The organism is Synechococcus sp. MU1651 (assembly GCF_023630635.1).
Taxonomy (GTDB): domain Bacteria; phylum Cyanobacteriota; class Cyanobacteriia; order PCC-6307; family Cyanobiaceae; genus Parasynechococcus.
This window is the reverse complement of record NZ_JAKUHJ010000001.1, coordinates 440,316-460,973: the sequence shown is the minus strand read 5'-3', so window position 1 is coordinate 460,973 and position 20,658 is coordinate 440,316. Positions and strand designations below refer to the sequence as shown.

Here is a 20,658-nt window from a genome sequence, read left to right as displayed (position 1 = left end):
TGGGAATCGATGTTGTCCTCAATACAGTTTTTCTGGATTCACGGGATTCCAAATGCTTGCCACTCCGTCGGCTGATCTGAGTTCAACAGCGCTGGGTTTCAAGTCGTTTCTTGAAAGCAGCTACGACAATCGCAATGTTGTTCATGTCACCGCGGGAAGTTTCATTCCTCTGCTGAAGAACAGTGTTTGGTTTTTGGTGCGCGGCATGGTGAAGCTCGGGGCGCTGTCGGTGCATGGCGACGAGCTGGTGCTTGGCCTGGTGGGTCCCAACGAACCCTTCGGTGCCGCATTCACCAATGTGGAGGCCTATGAGGCTGTAGCGCTCACCGATTGCGATCTGCTCTGCTGCAATCTGGCGGAGCTCGAGCAGTCTCCTCAGTTAGCGCTTGGTTTGGTCAAGGCCATGGCCGCCCGCTACCGCCAGGCGGAGTCGCTCCTGGCCCTGCTGGGGCTGCGTCGCGTTGAAGAACGGGTCCGAGGCTTTTTGGAGCTGCTCGCCAAGGACTTTGGCGAACCCTGTGAGGCCGGGTTGCGGCTCAACCTTCGCCTGACCCATCAGGAGATTGCCAGTGCCCTGAGCACCACACGGGTGACCGTGACCCGCGTGTTGGGGCAGTTGCGGGATGAAGGCTGGCTTCAGATTGATGCCTCCAGGCATCTGGTGGTGACCGGCGCTGGCCGCCGCTGAAGGCAAAAAAAAGAGCCGGCGAAACCGCCGGCTCAATCCCTGAAGTGTCGATGTTCAGGTGGGGAAACAAGACGGTTGAATCGGAGCGGCGGGATTTGAACCCACGACCCCCACTACCCCAAAGTGGTGCGCTACCAAGCTGCGCCACGCCCCGTCAGATTTAAGTTATCACAGTGCATCCCGGCGTCTGAGTCGCCTGAGCAACCGAGTGGTGAGCTGGTCTCTCGTTGCGGATCCGTAGTGGTACAGCCGCAGTTCTGCGGCGGCCTGGCGAAGCTCAGCCAGGGTCATCGCCGCCAGACGCAGCTCGGGCAGGGTGCGCCAGGCTCTCGAGCGCATTGGGAGTGAGGCAGGGCCATTGGCCTGGCCCAGATTCAGGGTTCCATCCGCCAGCCATTCGGGGATGAGCACCACCAGAACGGCGATCAAGCCGTAGAGCTCCACCAGCCCCCTCGGAAGGGGATGCAGTTGACGCTGTTCGGATGGATCAGGCCGTTCACTCACTGCAGAACGGAGGCGTCCTTCTTCACCCACGATCGCACCAACAGGAAGCGTGCCCGCTGGCTGGTGGTCAGATTGCCAAAGGTGTTGCTTTGGGTTGGGGGGTCTCCCGCCACAGCATCGGAGCTTGCTGCTCTCGGTTGTGGGAGACACTGCCGAGGATCAGGCCCAGTACCAAAATCAAGGTGAGGGAAATCGCCAGGATCACCTGCCGATCAGACCAGGGCTCGGGCATGACATGGGTCGAGACCGTCCTCATCTTGGCCGAATCAGCCCAGGGCGATCGGGCTGTTGTCGGATCGAAGCACGCAGTGGCTGATGGACCAGTCGTACTTGTCCCAGACCTGCTTCGGGAGTTTGTAGTTCGATCCCTCGAAGTCACCAAGCAGCGTCTGGGTTGGCATGGCGGAGCAGTAGGGACGGCTGCCGGGTTTGGCGAGGTACTGCTGGTGATAGTCCTCGGCGAAATAGAAGGTCTGGTCCGCCAGAATTTCGGTGGTGATGGCCCCGTAGCCCTTGGCCGAGAGGGCGACTTGATAGGCATCCCGGCTGGCCAGGGCCAGTTGCAGATGCTCTGGATTGAACGTGTAGATGGCTGATCGGTATTGACTGCCGGTGTCGTTGCCTTGCCTGTTGCCCTGGGTGGGGTCGTGGCACTCCCAGAACAGTTTCAGCAGGTCGCTGAAGTCGAGGGCGGGTCGGCTCCACACCACGCGCACCACTTCCGTGTGCCCGGTTCTGCCGGAGCAGACCTCGTTGTAGGAGGGGTTCTCGGTTTGCCCCCCCGCATAGCCCACGGCCGTGCTCACCACCCCAGGCAGTCGCCAAAAGCCCTTTTCAGCACCCCAGAAGCACCCACAGGCAAAGATTGCTTCCTCCTGGTCCGCCATCAGTGGGGCCTTCAGCGGCGTTCCCAACACGGCGTGCGTTGCAGGTGCAGAGGATTCGGCGCCGCCGCGGGGAGACAGCCAGGAAGGAAGCATGTTGGTTGCGTCGGTCCGCAAAGCTTAGGCAGCGGATTCAGCACAGTGATGCTGCCGCGTCGAGGGCAATCAGTGAACTTTCAGTGATGGCCCCCCAAGTGAGGGATACAAATGAACAAGTCAAATCTTGTCTTGAAGGTTGGTTCTTCTTTGAACAATGTTCTGCAGAAAGGTGTTGATTGTTTGTCAGCGGTTTTCAGCCTGAATGGCGCTGTCGCTGGGCCGTCTCGAAGCGACTCTGCGGGTCAGGCGTATTTGACTGTTGACACCATTGAGAATGTCATCAGGGGTGGAGGAGATTGTGCCGATGGCAGGGTCATGGCAAGAAAACAAGACGAATTGGATGGACCAATCAATTGCAAGCCATTGATTGATGGCCTGTTGATTAAGGAAGCTGTTTCTCAGAAACAAAAACAGGTGGTTCATTTCGTTGAACCAGAAACCGCGCCTGCACCCGGGGCTGTCTGCCCTCAATCGCGGGGCAAGATTGAACCAGCTCATGCTGGTGGCCGACCAAGGGAAAGTTGTCTCGTCCTGTGGAACCTCCACCATACGAATTTCAATCAGCAGGTAATTCCTGCTTCCGAGGCCTTAGAGCAACCGGTCCGGACGTGTTCGTATGAGCTCATTTCTTGTTGCCGAGAATGCTCAGGACGCGTTGGCATCCCCCTCAACTGGGTTGAGCTGGATGTGATTCAGCAGCGTTGTGACAAAGGCGAAAAGCAGAAACGGCAGGCTGAGAACCAGAATCAGCCCAACCCCTACCAGGGCAAACAGCGGACGTGACGATCCCATCAGGGCGAGGCCAGCGGCCAGGCTTACAAAAATGACGGCCATCCAGGCCAGCACCTGTCCGTAGATATCTCCAAAGGTGAGCGTGCAGCGCACCGCAAAGGGGGATCCGCTGGTCATGGGACAAGTCGTTGCTTCTTTAGCTAAGCCACGGACTCAGGGATTGTCAGAAACAGCCCTGAGATTCTTCAGGAAGCCAACGCATCCAGTTGTTGCGACGCTTGCTGACGCTCCCAAAGCCGTTTGTAAATACCCGTCTGCTGAATCAAGGTGTTGTGGTGTCCCTGTTGAACGATGCGTCCGTTCTCCATCACCAGGATGCGATCACAGGCCGCTGCGGCTGAAAGCTGATGGCTGATCATCACGATGGTCCGGTCATCCTGAGCTCGGATCGAATCCAGAATCGCCGCAGCTGTGTTGTTGTCAACGCTGGCCAAGGCGTCGTCGAGGACCAACACCGGCGCCGACATCAGCAGAGCCCGGCCCAGGGCTGTGCGTTGACGCTGACCACCACTCAAGGTGATGCCGCGTTCGCCAACTATGGTTCCGAAACCATCGGGGAATCCCTTCACGTCATCAGCCAGGCGGGCTTGCTCTGCCGCCAGTTCAACCCGCTGATCACTGGCGTCAGGGTCGCCATAGCGCAGGTTGTCCGCCAGGGTGCTGGTGAACAGAAAGCCCTCCTGGGGAACGATCGCCACGTCACGGCGCAACCTCTTCAGAGGCATCTGGGTGACATCCACGCCATCCAGGAACAGTTGTCCCAGTTCCAGTGGAACCATCCGACCGAAGGCCCGAGCCAGGGTTGTCTTGCCGCAGCCCACGGCCCCTACAACAGCCACCAACTCCCCAGGCTCGATGCAGAAGCTCAGGCCATTGAGGGTTTTCTGCTCCGCGCCCTGGTACTGGACCGTCAGCCCGCGGGCTTCAAAACGCCCCCGGTGTTCGGTCGATGGCTGGGGCTGAGCATCAGAGAGATCCGGGTCTTTGATCTTTGGTTCCCGTTTCAGTAACTCCTCCACCCGCTCGAGGCTCACCTGGCCGGTCTGGAAGGTGTTGAGCGTGAACCCCAGCAGTGCCGTTGGGAAGACGAGCTGCTCCACGTAAAGGATCAAGGCCACCAGTCCTCCAATGCTCAGACGACCGGCTTCGAGCTGACCGCTGCCGATGGCCAGCAGCAAAAGAACCGAGAGGGAGGAAATGCCCTGCAGCAGCGGGAACAGGGTGCTTTGTGTTCTCGCTAGTTGAATGGCACTGTCGCGGTAGCGGCGGTTTCGTGTGGCAAAGGCCTGCTGTTCTGCTCCCTCCTGGCCGTAGATCTTGATGGCCCCGATTCCCGAGAGATCCTCCTGAATCAGGTTGCTGAGGGCGGAGAGTTCTTCCTGCTGCGCGCGCTTCTGACGCATCATGCGCCCACCGAACAGGCGCACTGTGCTGAGCATCACGGGGTAGAGCCCGACGGCGGCCAGGGTCAGCCACGGATCGATGGCCAACATCGCGGGCAGCGTCAGCGCATAGGCCAGCAGCGTGTTGGTCAGGCTGAGAATCGCGAATCCGAGCAGGCGCCGGATGTTTTCCACATCGCTGGTGGCGCGACTGATCACTTCACCGCTGCCCTTGCTCTGAATCCAATCGGGTTCCTGGCGGAGCATGTGCTCGAACAGGCGCTGACGCAGATCCACCTCCACCTGCCGACCCACGCCGAAGATGAGTTGTCGCGAGGCCAGCCGGATCACCCCCATGGTGCTGGCGAGCAGCACAACCCATCCCGCCTGGCGCAGGACTCCGGCGTAACTGAATCCCTCCTGCAGCTCGTCCACAACGCTGCGCACTTCCATCGGGATCGTGACCCGCAGAACGTTGACCACCACCAGGGCGATGGCTCCCAGCAGCACCGTGCGGCGGTGGGGACGCAGATAGCGGCCGATCAGATCGAGACGAAGGGCGGCCATGCGAGCTCGTGGGTCCCGTTGGCAGGCCAACCTAGGCATCCGGCTTCAACGGCTGGTTGTTGGCTGGTCGTTATCCGTTGATTTGGGGGATAGTGGGACTGTCCCCATCACCCGGCCCGGCGTGCCTCGCACCCCGGGTTTTTTACTGGCAGCTCCCCTCCATGTCTTCAGACCCGCGTTCCTGGTCCGGTTGCTTGGACCATCTGCTGCAGGGCAACAACCTCAGCTCCGATGAGGCCACTGCTCTCATGCGTGCCTGGCTGGCCGAAGAGCTCGAGCCCGTGCAGACCGGGGCGTTCTTGGCTGGACTGCGGGCCAAGGGGATGGTGGCCGATGAGCTGGCGGCCATGGCGGCTGTCCTGCGCGAGGCCTGCCCCCTTCCCTGCCCCCGGCCCGATCTGGCCATGGTCGACACCTGCGGCACCGGTGGTGATGGTGCCGACACCTTCAACATCTCCACGGCGGTCGCCTTTACCGCCGCCGCCTGCGGGGTCAATGTGGCCAAGCACGGCAACCGCAGCGCCAGCGGCAAAGTGGGTTCAGCCGACGTGCTCGAGGGCCTCGGCCTCAACCTCAAGGCACCGTTGAACAAGGTGGTCGACGCTTTGCCGGGAACCGGTGTCACCTTCCTGTTCGCTCCCGCTTGGCATCCAGCTCTTGTGAATCTGGCGCCGCTGCGACGCAGCCTGGGGGTCCGCACGGTGTTCAACCTGTTGGGTCCTCTGGTCAATCCGCTGCAGCCCCAAGCCCAGGTTCTTGGCGTGGCGCGTCCGGAACTTCTTGACCCCATGGCGGGCGCTCTGCAGCACTTGGGCTTGAGCCGTGCCGTGGTGGTTTATGGCGCTGGAGGTCTCGATGAGGCGTCCTTGGCGGGGCCCAATGCCTTGCGTCTGATCGAATCCGGGGGCATCACCACAAAGGAGGTTTCCCCTGACGATCTGGGCCTCACTCGTGCTGGTCTCGATCAGCTGCGCGGTGGTGACTGCGCGGTGAATCAGCAGATCCTTCAGAACGTTCTGCAGGGGCAGGGATCCCTGGCGCAGACGGAGGTTGTGGCCTTCAACACAGCACTTGTGCTCTGGGCTGCCGGGCTTCAAAGCGATCTGCCGGCTGCTGTTGCTCATGCTCAGGCTGTTCTCAATGAGGGCAAGGCCTGGGACAAGCTTGTGGCTCTGCGGGATGCCCTGTCCGACGGAGATGGAGAATGAGTGACTGATGACCTGCGGCGGCCCTTCGATGCCCGATTCCCCATCAGACAAGGCTTATCTCGTCCTTGCCGATGGCACGGTTCTTACCGGTGTCGGCTTCGGCCATCGCGGCACCACCATCGGTGAGGTGGTGTTCAACACCGGCATGACCGGTTACCAGGAGGTGCTGACAGACCCCTCCTACGCCGGGCAGCTGGTTAGCTTCACCTATCCCGAACTCGGCAACACCGGGGTGAATGCTGACGATCAAGAAGCTGATCGCCCCCATGCCCGTGGCGTGATTGCCCGCCAGCTGGCTCCAGTTCCCAGCAACTGGCGCTGTGAACAGTCCCTTGAGAGCTGGATGCAGACCCACCAGCTGGTGGGCATCAGCGGTTTGGACACCCGTGCCCTGGTGCGTCACCTGCGTGAGGTGGGGGCCATGAATGGCGTGATCAGCAGTGACGGCCAGACCCCGGCGCAGTTGCTTGAGCTCCTGAAGCAGGCCCCGTCGATGCAGGGGTTGAACCTGGCGGACCGCGTCACAACCCGTGAGCCCTATCAGTGGAATCAGGCCTGCAGTGTTGGCTTCGATCAGCGTTTGCAGCGCCGCAGCGACGCGCCCTTCCGCGTTGTCGCCATCGATTTCGGCATCAAGCGCGCCATCCTCGATCGATTGGTCGCCCATGGTTGTGACGTCACGGTTCTGCCGGCAGACACGGATCTGGAGACGGTTCGTTCCCATCGCCCGGATGGCGTCTTCCTGTCCAACGGCCCTGGCGACCCGGCAGCGGTGACCCATGGGATTGCCCTGGCCAAGCTGTTGCTGGAGGAATCCGATCTACCCCTGTTCGGCATCTGTCTGGGCCATCAGATCCTTGGCCTGGCCCTGGGCGGAGAGACGTTCAAGCTGTCCTATGGCCACCGCGGCTTGAACCATCCCTGTGGCACCACAGGCCAGGTTGAAATCACCAGTCAGAACCACGGCTTTGCCCTCTCCGCTGATTCTCTTGATTCAGACGTCATCGACGTCACCCATTTCAATCTGAACGACCGCACCGTGGCAGCGATCGCCCACCGTCAAAAGCCGGTGTTCGGGGTGCAGTACCACCCAGAAGCGAGTCCGGGCCCCCATGACGCCGACCATCATTTCTCCCGCTTTGTGACGCTGATGGCCGATCGCCGTTGATGAGGTGGTAGCCAACGCTCAGCATCACTACACTTCGTGCCGATGATGCCTGGGGGGCTTGATCCCATCAGCGAACTGCAGCGACTGACCGTCTCTCTCCGGGGCGGATTCGAACAGAAAGACGGCTGTTTGGTGTTTCATTTCACCGGTCAGCTGGATGCCTACTCCGAGAAGCAGTTCATGGAGTACGTGGGTGATGTTTTGAAGGCCAACAAGCTTCCGTCTGTTCTCGATCTCAGCAAGATCGATTTTCTCGATTCATCCGGCCTTGGGGCGCTGGTTCAGCTGGCCAAGCAATGCACGGATGCCAAACGATCGTTTCTTTTGGTGGGCAACACCAGGGTGACGCAGACGATCAAGTTGGTGCGTCTTGAGGAGTTCCTTCATCTGGTGGAGGATCTGCCCACAGCCCTCAACCAGTTGGCCGCTTGAACGATTGGATTAGAAGCCAGTCTCCCCGGGATATCAACGAACAGCTGGGTCCATTGCAGCTGGCTTGGATTGGTGATGCTGTGTGGGAGCTGCATCAAAGGCTCCGCCATGGGTCGAGGCCAGGACGTTCTGACGACCTGCATCGCGCCGTTGTGGCTGATGTTCGTGCTGACGCCCAGTCCCGTTTGTTGAGCTGGCTGGAAGAACGCGAGCTCCTCTGTTCAGAAGAACTCGATCTGGTGCGGCGAGGTCGCAACAGTGCCGGGCGGGGGCCACGGCGCGCAGACGCTGCTGTTTATGGAAGGGCCACAGGGTTTGAGACAATGGTGGGCTGGCTGTTTCTGAACAATCCAGCCCGGCTTGCGGAGCTCTTCGATCACTTGGAGCAAGCCGGATCCAACCCATAACGTTGCCTCGCACACCATGAGCCCTCGCTTTGAACGCCGCTCCAGCGGCCCATCCCGCGATGGCCGTTCGGGGCCTGGTGGCAGTGGACGACCGGCAGGGGGGCGCTCGTCGATGGGCCGTTCCGGCAATGGTCGCCCCATGCCGGGCAACCGCCGTTCTGACGGCGGTCGCTCCCCTTATGCCAAGCCTGGGCGTGATGGCGGCGGTTATCGCGAACGACGCGCTCCACGGGATGGAGAGTGGGACCAGTCGCGAGGTGGCGATCGACCCGGCAATCGGTTTGGTGAGCGCTCTGGTGATCGACCCGGTTATCGGTTCAAGGAGCGGTCTGGTGAGCGTTTCGGTGATCGCGCCGCTGATCGATCCGGTGATCGAACTGGAGAACGTTTCGGTGATCGCCCGAAAGAGCGTTTCGGCAACCGCTCCCGTTCCTTCGACCGAGATCAGAACGCCCCCCGCTCGGGCTATCAAAACGAACGCTCAGGGCCTGGACGTTTTCGCGATCGCAACGATCGGTTCGGCGACCGCCGTCGCTCCGGGGATGAACGGCGCCAACCGTCCCAGCGCCCCAGATCCCGCTTCGACGAGGCTCGTCCTCAGCGGCCGGATGCAGCCCCGGAGGCTGCAGCGGCCACCCCGCCAGCGGACGATCTGATCTGGGGGCGTCATGCCACCCAAGCCGCGTTGGAGGCTGGACGCCCAATCCATCGCATCTGGTGCACTGCCGAGATGCGCAGTGCCTCCAAATTCCTCCAGCTCCTGCGCGATGCCAAGGCCTCGGGCGTTCTCGTGGAAGAGGTGACCTGGGCCCGGTTGGGACAGATCACAGGTGGGTCCGTTCACCAGGGCATCGCCCTGCAGACGGCGGCGGCGGAAACCCTTGATCTCGACAGCCTCATCGAGGGCTGCTCGGATCTGGGGGAACCCCCCCTGTTAGTGGCCCTGGACGGTGTCACCGACCCCCACAACCTCGGGGCGGTTGTTCGCTCCGCTGAAGCCATGGGAGCCCATGGCGTGGTGATCCCCCAGCGCCGCAGTGCTGGCTTGACCGGTTCCGCCGCCAAGGTGGCCGCCGGAGCCCTGGAACACCTGCCGGTGGCACGCGTGGTCAACCTCAATCGCTCCCTGGAAAAGCTCAAAGACTCCGGCTACAGGGTGGTGGGCCTTGCCGCTGAAGGGGATGTGACCCTCACCGATGTCGACCTCAGTGGGCCGATGGTTCTGGTCACCGGATCCGAGGACCAGGGCCTGTCGCTGATGACCCGGCGCCATTGCGACCAGTTGGTTCGCATCCCGCTGCGGGGCATCACACCGAGCCTGAATGCCTCCGTCGCCACAGCCCTGTGCGTCTATGAAGTGGCACGGCGCAACTGGATGAAGGACATTCACGGCCAGGCACCGTCGCCGCCGATTCGGAGGCCCAAACTTGCCGGTGCTGAATCGCCTGTTGTGGCTGAACAACCTGTTTCGCCTGAACAGCCTGCTACGCCCGAACAGCCTGAAGCTCCTGTGGAAAAGGCTCCGGAACAGCGGATTGACCTGGATCTGAATCCATCGCAGCCGGATGCTGCCTTGCCGTTCGATCAGAACATCCAGCTATCTCCCTGAAAACAGCGCGGTTGACCAAGATCTCGGGGCACAATGCCCCGAGGTCTTGTTCCTCCCATGAGTCCCCTGATTCGGCCGCTGCGCAGCCTTGCCAATGGCTTTGGAGTCGCTTGGTGGGCTCGCGTTCAGACGTCTGGCCCTGATGTGACCTACTGGTTCGGTCCTTTCATCACCCGCAAGGGGCTGGAGAGCCAGCTCAGTGCCTTCCTGGACGACGTCAAGTCGGAGCAACCCCAGTCGATCAGCCATTCCCTGCTGCGGACCCGGCGCTCCGAGCCCCTCACCATCTCGGCTGAGGGCTGATCCTGCGGCTGATAGCGTCCTTGCTGCAATGGATCGCAGGGACATGACGATCAGCGCGTGGCGTCAGCAACTGCAAAGCGGCGAGGTTTCCTCCCGCGAGCTCGTTGATCAGCACCTCAAGCGGCTCGAAAGTTCTGAGCCTTCGCTGAACGCTTTTGTTGAAGTCACGGCCGATCAGGCCCGTGCTGAGGCGTCCCGCATCGATGAAGCCCGGGCCGCCGGAGAGACGCTTGGCCCCCTGGCGGGATTGCCACTGGCCATCAAGGACAACCTCTGCACCAAAGGTGTTCGCACCACCTGTTCCAGCCGCATGCTTGAGCAGTTCGTGCCGCCCTACGAATCCACGGTCACCGAGCGGCTCTGGCAGGCCGGTGGTGTGTTGGTGGGCAAGACAAATCTGGATGAGTTCGCCATGGGTGGCTCAACCGAAACGTCCGCGTTCGGGGCCACACAGAACCCCTGGAACACCGCCCATGTGCCGGGTGGAAGCTCCGGTGGCAGTGCAGCGGCCGTCGCCGCTGGCAGTTGCGTCGCTTCGCTTGGTTCCGACACCGGTGGCTCCATCCGCCAACCGGCGTCGTTCTGTGGTGTGGTGGGCCTCAAGCCCACCTACGGCCGCGTCAGCCGTTGGGGCCTGGTGGCCTTCGCCAGCTCTCTGGATCAGGTGGGTCCCTTCGCCGGCAGCGTTGCTGATGTGGCCGAACTGCTCCAGGTGATCGCCGGGCCCGACCCCCGCGATTCCACCTGCCTTGATGCAGAGGTTCCCGATTTCAGCGCCGGCCTCAACCAGTCCATCAAGGGCCTGAAGGTGGGGGTGATCAAGGAGTGCTTCGATGCCGAAGGCCTCGATCCCGAGGTGAAGGCATCGGTGCAGGCCTCTGCTGCCCAGCTCGAAGCTCTCGGTGCTGAACTGGTGGAGGTGAGCTGCCCCCGGTTCAACGATGGCATCGCCACCTACTACGTGATCGCACCATCGGAGGCGTCGGCCAACCTGGCGCGGTACGACGGTGTCAAATACGGCTTCCGTGCCGAAGACGCCGAGAGCCTTGCCGCGATGACGGCGCGAAGCCGTGCTGAAGGATTCGGCGCTGAGGTGCAACGGCGAATCCTGATTGGCACCTACGCCCTGTCCGCCGGATATGTCGATGCCTATTACAAAAAGGCGCAGCAGGTGCGCACCCTGATCCGGCGGGATTTTGATGCGGCCTTCCTGAGTGTTGATGTGCTGCTGACGCCAACAGCGCCGTCCACCGCCTTCAAGGCTGGCGCCCACGCCGACGACCCGCTGGCGATGTATCTGGCTGACCTGCTGACCATTCCGGTCAACCTTGCTGGACTTCCGGCCATCAGTGTTCCCTGTGGATTCAGCGCGGCGGGTCTGCCGATCGGGATGCAGCTGATCGGCAACGTGTTGGATGAACCGCGTCTGCTTCAGGTGGCGCATCAGTACGAGCAGGCCGCTCAGGTGTTTGCGTCACGCCCGGAAGCTGCACTGGTTCCCTGATCTGCGCCACATATGGGGGGTTGTGTTCCCCCTGAACGCTGGATCTTGCGTAGGGTCCTAGTCTGACTCCATGGCTTTCGTTCCTCTCCACAACCACAGCGACTACAGCCTTCTGGACGGTGCGTCGCAGTTGCCGGCCATGGTGGAGCGGGCGAAGCAGCTGGGCATGCCTGCCATCGCCCTGACGGATCACGGCGTGATGTACGGCGCGATTGAGCTGCTGAAGCTCTGTCAGGGTTCAGATCTCAAGCCGATCATCGGCAATGAGATGTATGTGATCAATGGGTCCATTGACGACCCACAACCCAAGAAAGAGAAGAGATATCACCTGGTGGTGCTGGCGAAAAACGCCACCGGTTACCGCAATCTGGTGAAGCTCACCAGCATCAGCCACCTGCGGGGGATGCGGGGACGCGGGATCTTCTCCCGTGCCTGCATCGACAAGGAACTGCTGAAGCAACACAGCGAAGGCCTGATCATCGCCACGGCGTGCCTCGGCGGTGAGATCTCCCAGGCGATTCTGCGGGGTCGCCCCGATGTGGCTCGCAAGGTGGCGGCTTGGTATCAGGAGGTGTTCGGCGACGACTACTACCTCGAGATCCAGGATCACGGATCCCCGGAAGATCGGATCGTCAACGTTGAGATCGTCAAAATTGCCAAGGAGCTCGGCATTCAGATCGTTGCCACCAACGATGCCCACTACCTGAGCAAGCAGGACGTTGAAGCCCACGATGCCTTGCTTTGCGTGCTCACCGGCAAGCTGATCACCGATGAGAAGCGGCTGCGTTACACCGGCACCGAATACATCAAAACCGAAGAGGAGATGGGCCTTCTCTTCAAGGATCACCTCGAGCCTGAGGTGGTTCAAGAGGCGATCGCCAACACCGTCAAGGTGGCCGAGAAGGTGGAGCCTTACGACATTCTTGGGCGCTATCAAATGCCCCGCTTCCCGATTCCCGAGGGTCATACCCCCGTCAGCTACCTGAGGGAAGTGACCGAGCAGGGATTGCGGGATCGGCTCGAGCTCAGCCCTGATGCTGCCTTGCCCGACGACTATGCCGAGCGCATGGCCCATGAGCTCAAGATTATGGAGCAGATGGGATTTCCCACTTACTTCCTGGTGGTCTGGGATTACATCCGTTTTGCCCGGGAACAGAACATTCCCGTCGGTCCGGGTCGTGGCTCCGCCGCAGGGTCGCTCGTCGCGTACTGCCTGGGGATCACCAACATCGATCCGATCACCAACTGCCTGCTGTTCGAGCGCTTCCTCAATCCGGAACGCAAGTCGATGCCTGATATCGACACCGACTTCTGCATCGAGCGTCGTGGTGAGGTGATCGACTACGTCACCGAACGCTACGGCGAGGACAAGGTGGCGCAGATCATCACCTTCAACCGGATGACCTCCAAGGCGGTTTTGAAGGATGTGGCCCGGGTGCTCGACATCCCCTACGGGGATGCCGACCGTCTGGCGAAGCTGATCCCGGTGGTTCGCGGCAAGCCCGCCAAGCTCAAGGCGATGATCGGCGAGGAATCACCCAACCCCGAGTTCCGCGAGAAGTACGAGGCGGATCCAACGGTGAAGCGTTGGGTGGACATGGCAATGCGGATTGAAGGCACCAACAAAACCTTCGGTGTTCACGCAGCTGGTGTGGTTATCGCCGCTGATCCCCTCGACGAACTGGTGCCGTTGCAGCGCAACAACGATGGTCAGGTGATCACGCAGTACTTCATGGAAGACGTGGAATCCATGGGTCTGTTGAAGATGGATTTTCTGGGGTTGAAGAACCTCACGATGATCGAAAAGACCCTCGAACTGGTGGAGGTGAGCAGTGGCACCCGTGTCGATCCCGACAAATTGCCGCCCCAGGATGAAGAGACCTTTGCCCTTCTGGCGAGAGGTGATCTGGAGGGGATCTTCCAGTTGGAATCCAGCGGAATGCGGCAGATCGTGCGTGATCTCAAGCCGTCATCCCTGGAAGACATCTCCTCGATCCTTGCCCTCTACAGACCGGGGCCTCTCGATGCTGGCCTGATTCCCAAATTCATCAACCGCAAGCACGGCCGGGAGGCGATCGATTTCGCCCACGCGATTCTTGAGCCGATCCTGTCCGAAACCTACGGGATCATGGTGTACCAGGAACAGATCATGCGGATCGCGCAGGATCTGGCCGGTTACTCCTTGGGTCAGGCCGATCTGCTCCGGCGGGCGATGGGCAAGAAAAAAGTGTCCGAGATGCAGAAGCACCGCGGCATCTTCGTTCAGGGTGCTGGAGAGCGCGGCGTTGATGAAAAGGTCGCCGACGAACTGTTCGATCAGATGGTTCTCTTTGCTGAATACTGCTTCAACAAGAGCCATTCCACGGCCTATGGTGCCGTTACTTACCAGACGGCTTACCTAAAAGCGCACTACCCGGTCGCTTACATGGCGGCTCTGCTCACGGTGAACGCCGGAGCTGCCGACAAAGTGCAGCGCTACATCTCCAATTGCAATGCGATGGGGATAGAGGTGATGCCCCCGGATGTGAATGCCTCGCTCACCGATTTCACCCCCAATGGCGATCGGATCCTGTTCGGCCTTTCCGCCGTTCGCAACCTTGGTGATGGTGCGATCCGTCAATTGATCGCTGCCCGCGATAGCGATGGGCCTTTCCGTTCCCTGGCGGACCTCTGTGATCGGATCCCGTCCTCGGTGCTCAACCGCCGTGGTCTGGAGTCGTTGATTCATTGCGGCGCCCTGGATGCCATGGATCCGCAGGCCAACCGTGCTCAGTTGATGGCAGATCTTGATCTGCTGCTCGAATGGGCCTCCTCACGGGCCAAAGACCGAGACAGCGGCCAGGGCAACCTCTTTGATCTGATGTCTCCTGCCGCCGATGCTGATGGGCCGGCGGATCTCAGCCATGCACCCAAGGCGGCGCCGGTGCCGGACTATCCCCCAACCGAAAAGCTTCGTCTCGAAAAAGATCTGGTGGGCTTTTACCTCTCCGATCACCCACTCAAACAGCTCACACCCTCGTCGAAGTTGCTGGCCCCCATCGGTCTGGGTTCCCTGGAGGAACAGCCCGACAAAGCCAAGGTGAGTGCGATTGCGATGGTGGCTGAACTGCGCCAGGTCACCACCCGTAAGGGCGATCGCATGGCGATCCTGCAGCTCGAGGATCTCACCGGAAGTTGCGAAGCGGTGGTGTTTCCCAAGAGCTACGCGCGCCTTGCAGATCACCTGATGGCTGAAGCCCGCCTCTTGGTGTGGGCTGGAGTTGATCGCCGTGACGAGCGCGTGCAGCTGATCATCGACGACTGCCGTGCCGTTGATGAGCTTAATCTGCTGCTGGTTCAGCTCCCCTCCGATCAGGCCAGCGACATTGCTATTCAGCACAAGCTGCGGGAATGCCTGAACCAACATCGCCCTGAGCGGGATGAGCTGGGCGTGAAGGTGCCTGTGGTCGCCGAGGTGTGCCACGGCGACAGCGTTCGCTATGTGCGATTCGGTTCGCAGTTCTGCGTCAAAGACGTTGATGCAGCGATCGCTTCACTGCGCACCCAGTCCTTTGAAGCCCGGTGCAGCGACCGTCTGGTGCTCACCTGATCAGGAGGGCCTGATCAAAACAAAAAGTTGATCAGGACTTCGATTGCTTTTGTTGCTGCTTCTGGGCCCGGATCGACTCTTTCATCCGCTGAATGTTCGGCTTGAAGTTCTCGAAGCCGAGCAGAGAACCCGGTTCGGGATCCCAGCTGGCGGTCAACACGCCAACGCTGAGGCCCACCAGGCCAAGGAGGAAAAACAGGCCGGAGCCCGTCAGCGTGAGCCCTGGAGCGATATCGGCGATGCCACGGGTGACGACGAAATAACTGCCAACAAAAACTCCCATCCCAGCGAGGGACGGGAGTCCTGTGAACACAGCAACCCGGCGAGCCATCCGATCGGCCACGTAGCGAGGAATGGCTTCCTGCCGAGGCGTCCCTGAAGCAGGCTTGCTTCCCTTCCCAGACCCTTTGGGCTCAAAGGGGAGGGCGTTGCGTTGCTCAGGCATGGGGGACGTCGATCAGCCGCGGATACCCAGTTTGGCGATCGTGTCGGCGTAGCGTTGCTCGCTCTTGCTGCGCATGTAGCTCAGCAGGCGCTTGCGGCGGCCAATCATCTTGAGTAGCCCCTGCCGTGAGGAGAAGTCATGGATGTTGTTCTGCAGGTGGCTGCTGAGACGGTTGATCCGCTCACTCAGCATGGCCACCTGGACCTCGGCAGAACCGGTGTCGGTGCCGTGGGTCTGGTGGGTGTTGATCAGCTGCTGCTTTTCGGTGGTATCAAGCGACATGCGCGGGGGGCGGCCCTGTCAGTGCAAACAAACAGCTTACCTTCGCGTGGGGCGGCTCAGGCCGATTCGCGGCTCAGCCATTGCAGGCAGCCCCGCAGCCAGGCGTCCTGGTCGTCTCCAGCAGGCGGTTGGCCATCGGCGCCCTCAGCGATCGCACGGATGGCTCGACGGATTTCCAGATCGTCGTAACCCAGCATCGAGAGGGTCGCTTCCACATCGGCACCGCTTGCCGGCATCTGCTCCGAGCTGACGCCTTCCGCCAGTGATGGAGCGGGATCCACGCCCGCGAAGGCCGCAATCGAGGCCCTGAGTTCCACCGCCAGGCGCTCAGCGGTGCGTTTGCCGATGCCCTGCGCCTTGCATAGGCGACGCAGATCACCGCTGCTGATCGCCTCCACCAACTCCTGGGGTTTGCATTCCTGCATCAGTGCCAGACCGGCCTGGGGGCCCACACCGCTGACGCTGATCAGCAGCCGGAACAGATCCCGCTCCTGGCGCAGGGGAAAGCCGTAGAGGCTGCTGCCGTCCTCCCGCTGCACTTGATGAATCCACAGGTTCAGGTCGCCATCCGCCGGAAGGTTCTGCTGATGCCGCTCGGTCAGGTGCACCTCATATCCGACCGCACCGCAAAGCAGCAGAACGCCGCTACGGTTGCCTTGAGTCCAGCACTCCATCGGTCGTCCCTGAAGCCAGCCGATCATGGGGAGAGGTTTCAACCGCGTCATGTTGCCGCAGCTGTCATTGCCTGTCTCTGCTTTCAAGCGCGTTGTGCGCCGTTTGCTTCAGGCGCTGTGCGTTCTAACGATCGTGGTTTCACTGACGGCATGCAATGGATCTCAGCCGCCACGGGCTCTCCTGAATGAAGCGCTGGCCCTGCAGATTCAGCTCACCCAGTCGGCCATTGCCAGCTCCCTCGATCTCACCCCGATGCCCATCGCCCCAAGCGTGAGTCGGGTGCGGGTGGAGGACCAGGAAAGTTTTGCCCTGGGTGACGAGCAGGGCCTGAGGATTTCAGGCCGCTTCGATTGGCAGCTGCCCGGCGACCGTGTGCAGGTGGATAGCCCGTTTGAACTGTTTCTGCAGCGGGGCTCCCGTGGTCAGAGCTGGCGCCTGGCCAGACCCAAAGGCGGATCCGACGACCGCCAGGCCTGGCTGACGTACCCCCTGGGTTTGGACAAAGCCTGATCTCTAACGTCGCGCCGACAGGCTGATCAGGGTGGCGGTCAGCACCAGCATCCCGCCGCCCACCTGCCAGGCATTGATCGATTCGGCGAACCAAAGCCAGCCCCAACCTGCGGCAAAGACCACTTGCACGTAGTTGATCGATGTGGCTCGGGCGGCGGGCAGGCAACGCAGGCCTTCGGTCACCCAGATCTGGCCCAGCTGGGTCATCACCCCGACCCCCAGGAGCCAGAACCATTCGATGCCTTGGGGCCAGACCCCTTGCTGCAGCACCCAGGGCAGGGTCAGGGGAACCGAGATCATCGGGAAATAGAGGATGATCACCAAGGGGTGCTCGGTTTGCGACAGCCGCCGCACACTCACGTAGGCCAGGGCGGTCATCAGAGCGCCACCAATGCCGATCAGGGCAGGGATCAGTTGCGCAGGTTGGGCTGTTCCCGTGAGCCACTGCGGTTGCACCACGAGGGTGACGCCGATCCAGCCCAGCAGAACCGCTGCACTGATGCGTCGGCGCAGGGGCTCGCCCAGCAGCAACAGCGCTGCCACGGCTGTGAAGGTGGGGTAGGTGTACTGGAGCACCGTCGCTGAAGCGAGCGGCAGCTGGTCAATTGCTTCGAAGAAGCAGAGCAGGGCCAAGCTGCCCAGAACCCCCCGCGCCACCAGCAGCCCCCGTCGCTGGCCCCACGGGGAGACCCCGGCCAGGCGCAGCCCCACGGCGGTCAGAACGATGCTGATCAGGGCCCGGCACAGCACGATTTCTGCCACCGGAAGCCGACTGTTCAGTTGCTTGACGCAGACCGTCATCAGGCTGAAGGCCAGGGAACTCAGGATCAGGGCACGGCTGCCTCGCACCGAGTCCTGGTTCCACCAGGGCTGTGGGGTCTGCGGTTCGGCCATGGCTGTTCGGATGACGGGGTGCACGGAACCCTGCGACTTCGCAGAATGGACCGATGGTGAACGCCCGCCTGCACCCCAGAACGATCGAGGCCGTCAAGGAGCGGGCCGACATCGTTGATGTGGTGGGCGAGCACGTGGTGCTCAAGAAGAAGGGACGGGAATTCGTCGGGATCTGTCCGTTCCATGACGACAGCAAACCGTCGATGACGGTGTCGCCCGCCAAGCAGTTCTACTACTGCTTCTCCTGTGGTGCTGGCGGCAACTCCATCAAGTTCCTGATGGAGTTCCAGCGCCAGAGTTTCAGCGATGTGGTGCTGGATCTGGCGCGGCGCTATCAGCTGCCGATCGAGACGGTGGATGGTCCGCAGCAGGAACGGCTGCGCCAACAGTTGTCCCGTAGGGACAAGCTGCAGCGGGCCCTGGCCCTGGCTGCCGGTTGGTTTCGCAGCCAGTTGATGGCGCCTGCCGGCGCAGAGGCCCTCAAGTACCTCAGTGAGGCCAGAGGGTTGAGTCCCGCCACCCAGGAGACCTTTCAACTCGGCTATGCGCCGGATCAGTGGGATGGTCTGCTGAAGCATCTTCAGCAAGTTGAGGGGCTGGCGCCTGAGCTTCTCGAGGCGGCTGGGCTGGTGGTTCCCCGCAAGGGCGGCAACGGGTTCTATGACCGCTTCCGCCATCGGGTCATGGTGCCGATCCATGACCGTCAGGGCCGGGTGATCGGTTTCGGGGGACGCAGCCTTGATGGCAGCGAACCGAAATACCTCAACTCCCCCGAGACCGAAGTGTTCGAGAAGGGGAAGCACCTGTTCGGTCTCGACAAGGCCTCCAATGCCATCCGCAAGGACGACAGGGCGGTGGTGGTGGAGGGCTACTTCGATGTGATTGCCCTGCATGCCGCCGGCATCACCAACGCTGTGGCCTCCCTCGGCACGGCCCTGAGCAGTCAGCAGATCACCCAGTTGTGCCGCGTCAGCGACAGCAAGCGGATCGTTCTGAATTTCGACGCTGACGGCGCCGGTGTCCGTGCAGCCAATCGCGCCATCGGTGAGGTGGAGCAGCTGGCGATGCAGGGCCAGCTGGAGCTGCGGGTTCTGCACCTTCCTTCAGGCAAGGACCCCGATGAGTTCCTCAAACAGAACGGGGCCGGTGATTACCGCGCTCTGCTCGATCAAGCCCCCCTCTGGCTGGATTGGCAGATCGAGCAGGTGCTGGAGGAGCGCGATCTCAGCCGGGCCGACCAGTTCCAACAGGCGGTCACGGCCCTGGTGGGGCTGCTGGGCAAACTGCCCCAGTCCGCCGTGCGCACTCACTACCTCCAACGGGTGGCAGAGCGCCTCAGTGGTGGCCAGGGACGCCTGGCGCTTCAGCTCGAGGACGACCTGCGGCAGCAGGTGAAGGGCCAGCGTTGGCATGGGCGCTCCAGCCGTCACGAGCAGCCCGGTGAATCCGGACAGCGGGAGCGCTGTGAGGCCGATCTGCTGCGGTTGTATCTGCATTGCCCCCGGCATCGGGCCACGATTCGCCAGGAACTGCGCAAACGCGAACTGGAGGATTTCGCCATTCCCCATCACCGTCATCTCTGGGCGGCCATTACGGATCTCGAGGAGACCAACCTGGGTGAGGGGCGCATGGAGTCGATCAGCCGTTGCGACGACGACGGCGAGGGTCTGGATCTCATCGATCTGCCCCGCTTGCTCACCGATCAGCTCTTGCTGGAGAGCAGTGCGCTGGTGTCCCGCCTGACGCCCCTTTTGGAGCCAGGTGAATTGCAGCGTGTTGCCCTGGCGGAGCCCTTGGAGCAGCTGCGGGGCATTGCTGCCCTGCTGGAGCGTCAGAAAAGCTTGAAGCGCTGCCGGCATCTGTTGGAGGCCTGGGGCGGCCAGCGTCTGCAAACCCTGGAATCCTGCATCGCTGTTCTGATTGATCAGGAGGCTTCGTCAGATCAGGCCTCCGTGGACATGGAGGTGCGGATTCAGGCCCTCTTCGATGACCTCAACCGTGATGCGCTGCGCTACCAGGAGTTGTATTACACCGAGCGAAAACACATCGGCCATCTGGATCAGCAACGTTGCGCCAGTTACACCGTTCCCCCGGCCGCCTGAGCCATGGGCCGGTGGTCTGGGCAAACTGCATCAGGATCTGTTCCTCGAGTGGAAGATGTCTGAATTCTTCGAAGCGATCTGGCACGGTGAGGGCGTCGGCGACGGCGGTGATCTGGAGGAAGCGCTGCAGGCCTACGTCGCGGTGAAGCCGGAGGAGGGGGATTGGGTTGAGGCTTGCGCCGCCGAGGGGGCCGACCCTGTGATCGAGCGCTTCGCCTCGTTTGACGCCTACCTCGACAACGCTGATCCGCTTGAGCGCATTGCCGTCACCCCGCAGATGATCAGCGAAGCCCTTGCGTTGTTGCCGTCCTGATGACTGATTCGCAGCTGGATTTCGCCGCGCTCGATCCGGTCAACCACCTCTGGCCGGCCTTTGTGGAGCGTCTGGGTTCCGAGAAGGCTCAGCGGGCTGTTCGTCAGGCGCTGGATCTGCAGGGCATGCGAGGGCACCAGGGCACCCTGCCGGTGCTGTTCACTGAAACCGGAGGACTGGCGTTGGCCAGCACCGATCTGGTGCGGGAGCAGACGGGTCTCAACGCCCACGGCGAGCGGATGGTCTTGCTGCTCAGCACCCGTGAGCAGGTCATCCAGTTGCTGCAGGAGGTTTGAGGCCT

Annotated in this window: 23 protein-coding genes and 1 tRNA gene; 13 read left to right on the top strand and 11 right to left on the bottom strand. The window is 61.7% G+C overall.

Annotated features, from left to right (window positions below; all coding sequences use genetic code 11):
* The first annotated feature begins 52 nt into the window (after positions 1-52).
* Complete coding sequence (gene ptrA, locus NCN05_RS02710; RefSeq protein WP_250396864.1) at positions 53-688, top strand: Crp/Fnr family transcriptional regulator PtrA; 636 nt, start codon at positions 53-55, stop codon at positions 686-688.
* Between the two features lie 80 nt (positions 689-768).
* On the opposite strand, the gene NCN05_RS02705 is transcribed toward ptrA, so the two are convergent.
* The 7 genes from NCN05_RS02705 to NCN05_RS02675 all read right to left on the bottom strand — a co-directional run bounded on the left by NCN05_RS02705 (position 769) and on the right by NCN05_RS02675 (position 4,916).
* Positions 769-842 (bottom strand) — tRNA-Pro (locus NCN05_RS02705).
* A 14-nt stretch (positions 843-856) separates the two neighbouring features.
* Positions 857-1,192, bottom strand: a complete 336-nt coding sequence (locus tag NCN05_RS02700) for a hypothetical protein (protein ID WP_250396863.1) — start codon at positions 1,190-1,192, stop codon at positions 857-859.
* A 67-nt stretch (positions 1,193-1,259) separates the two neighbouring features.
* A complete protein-coding gene (locus NCN05_RS02695) occupies positions 1,260-1,424 on the bottom strand; it encodes a hypothetical protein (protein WP_250396862.1) in 165 nt (54 codons plus the stop codon).
* A 34-nt stretch (positions 1,425-1,458) separates the two neighbouring features.
* Complete coding sequence (gene msrA, locus NCN05_RS02690; RefSeq protein ID WP_114989011.1) at positions 1,459-2,172, bottom strand: peptide-methionine (S)-S-oxide reductase MsrA; 714 nt, start codon at positions 2,170-2,172, stop codon at positions 1,459-1,461.
* Positions 2,173-2,358: 186 nt separating this feature from the next.
* Positions 2,359-2,673 (bottom strand): hypothetical protein, encoded by a 315-nt coding sequence (locus NCN05_RS02685; protein ID WP_250396861.1) that lies wholly within the window; start codon positions 2,671-2,673, stop codon positions 2,359-2,361.
* A gap of 147 nt (positions 2,674-2,820) precedes the next feature.
* Positions 2,821-3,084: a hypothetical protein gene (locus NCN05_RS02680; protein ID WP_250396860.1), complete on the bottom strand. Its 264-nt coding sequence runs from the start codon at positions 3,082-3,084 to the stop codon at positions 2,821-2,823.
* Between the two features lie 68 nt (positions 3,085-3,152).
* Positions 3,153-4,916, bottom strand: a complete 1,764-nt coding sequence (locus NCN05_RS02675; protein ID WP_250396859.1) for an ABC transporter ATP-binding protein — start codon at positions 4,914-4,916, stop codon at positions 3,153-3,155.
* Positions 4,917-5,077: 161 nt separating this feature from the next.
* On the opposite strand from NCN05_RS02675, the gene trpD reads away from it, so the two are divergent.
* The 8 genes from trpD (at position 5,078) to NCN05_RS02635 (ending at position 15,136) form a co-directional block, all read left to right on the top strand.
* A complete protein-coding gene (gene trpD / locus NCN05_RS02670) occupies positions 5,078-6,124 on the top strand; it encodes an anthranilate phosphoribosyltransferase (protein WP_250396858.1) in 1,047 nt (348 codons plus the stop codon).
* Positions 6,125-6,131: 7 nt separating this feature from the next.
* Positions 6,132-7,292: a glutamine-hydrolyzing carbamoyl-phosphate synthase small subunit gene (gene carA / locus NCN05_RS02665; RefSeq protein ID WP_250396857.1), complete on the top strand. Its 1,161-nt coding sequence runs from the start codon at positions 6,132-6,134 to the stop codon at positions 7,290-7,292.
* A 42-nt stretch (positions 7,293-7,334) separates the two neighbouring features.
* Positions 7,335-7,724: an STAS domain-containing protein gene (locus NCN05_RS02660; RefSeq protein ID WP_186515478.1), complete on the top strand. Its 390-nt coding sequence runs from the start codon at positions 7,335-7,337 to the stop codon at positions 7,722-7,724.
* Positions 7,721-8,131, top strand: coding sequence for a Mini-ribonuclease 3 (locus NCN05_RS02655; RefSeq protein WP_250396856.1), 411 nt, complete (start codon positions 7,721-7,723; stop codon positions 8,129-8,131). Before NCN05_RS02660 ends, NCN05_RS02655 begins: the two co-directional genes overlap by 4 nt.
* A gap of 16 nt (positions 8,132-8,147) precedes the next feature.
* Complete coding sequence (rlmB, locus tag NCN05_RS02650) at positions 8,148-9,740, top strand: 23S rRNA (guanosine(2251)-2'-O)-methyltransferase RlmB (RefSeq protein ID WP_250396855.1); 1,593 nt, start codon at positions 8,148-8,150, stop codon at positions 9,738-9,740.
* 57 nt (positions 9,741-9,797) lie between these two features.
* On the top strand, positions 9,798-10,043 hold the full coding sequence (locus NCN05_RS02645; RefSeq protein ID WP_186495541.1) for a DUF1816 domain-containing protein: 246 nt from the start codon (positions 9,798-9,800) through the stop codon (positions 10,041-10,043).
* 28 nt (positions 10,044-10,071) lie between these two features.
* Positions 10,072-11,547 carry an Asp-tRNA(Asn)/Glu-tRNA(Gln) amidotransferase subunit GatA gene (gatA, locus tag NCN05_RS02640; protein ID WP_250396854.1) on the top strand — a complete coding sequence of 492 codons (1,476 nt, stop codon included), beginning with the start codon at positions 10,072-10,074 and terminating at the stop codon, positions 11,545-11,547.
* 70 nt (positions 11,548-11,617) lie between these two features.
* Positions 11,618-15,136, top strand: coding sequence for a DNA polymerase III subunit alpha (locus tag NCN05_RS02635; RefSeq protein ID WP_250396853.1), 3,519 nt, complete (start codon positions 11,618-11,620; stop codon positions 15,134-15,136).
* A gap of 31 nt (positions 15,137-15,167) precedes the next feature.
* Here NCN05_RS02635 and NCN05_RS02630 read toward each other — a convergent pair whose 3' ends face one another.
* From NCN05_RS02630 to ruvA, 3 genes are read right to left on the bottom strand one after another with little or no spacing between them, the layout of a single operon-like run.
* Entirely contained in the window at positions 15,168-15,581 is a 414-nt protein-coding gene (locus NCN05_RS02630) for a PAM68 family protein (protein ID WP_186495538.1), read from the bottom strand.
* A 12-nt stretch (positions 15,582-15,593) separates the two neighbouring features.
* A complete protein-coding gene (gene rpsO / locus NCN05_RS02625) occupies positions 15,594-15,863 on the bottom strand; it encodes a 30S ribosomal protein S15 (RefSeq protein ID WP_006851408.1) in 270 nt (89 codons plus the stop codon).
* A gap of 56 nt (positions 15,864-15,919) precedes the next feature.
* A complete protein-coding gene (ruvA, locus tag NCN05_RS02620) occupies positions 15,920-16,564 on the bottom strand; it encodes a Holliday junction branch migration protein RuvA (RefSeq protein ID WP_115132513.1) in 645 nt (214 codons plus the stop codon).
* Between the two features lie 22 nt (positions 16,565-16,586).
* On the opposite strand from ruvA, the gene NCN05_RS02615 reads away from it, so the two are divergent.
* Positions 16,587-17,048 carry a hypothetical protein gene (locus tag NCN05_RS02615; RefSeq protein WP_250396852.1) on the top strand — a complete coding sequence of 154 codons (462 nt, stop codon included), beginning with the start codon at positions 16,587-16,589 and terminating at the stop codon, positions 17,046-17,048.
* 3 nt (positions 17,049-17,051) lie between these two features.
* Here the strand turns inward: NCN05_RS02615 and NCN05_RS02610 are convergent, their stop codons facing one another.
* Positions 17,052-17,942, bottom strand: coding sequence for a DMT family transporter (locus tag NCN05_RS02610; protein WP_250396851.1), 891 nt, complete (start codon positions 17,940-17,942; stop codon positions 17,052-17,054).
* 53 nt (positions 17,943-17,995) lie between these two features.
* Here NCN05_RS02610 and dnaG point away from each other — a divergent pair, with 53 nt between their 5' ends.
* The 3 genes from dnaG to NCN05_RS02595 are packed head-to-tail and all read left to right on the top strand — an operon-like array spanning position 17,996 to position 20,653.
* Complete coding sequence (dnaG, locus tag NCN05_RS02605; protein WP_186515210.1) at positions 17,996-20,044, top strand: DNA primase; 2,049 nt, start codon at positions 17,996-17,998, stop codon at positions 20,042-20,044.
* Positions 20,045-20,099: 55 nt separating this feature from the next.
* Positions 20,100-20,357: a hypothetical protein gene (locus NCN05_RS02600; protein WP_115132806.1), complete on the top strand. Its 258-nt coding sequence runs from the start codon at positions 20,100-20,102 to the stop codon at positions 20,355-20,357.
* Positions 20,357-20,653: a hypothetical protein gene (locus tag NCN05_RS02595; protein WP_006851716.1), complete on the top strand. Its 297-nt coding sequence runs from the start codon at positions 20,357-20,359 to the stop codon at positions 20,651-20,653. Before NCN05_RS02600 ends, NCN05_RS02595 begins: the two co-directional genes overlap by 1 nt.
* Positions 20,654-20,658 lie beyond the last annotated feature (5 nt).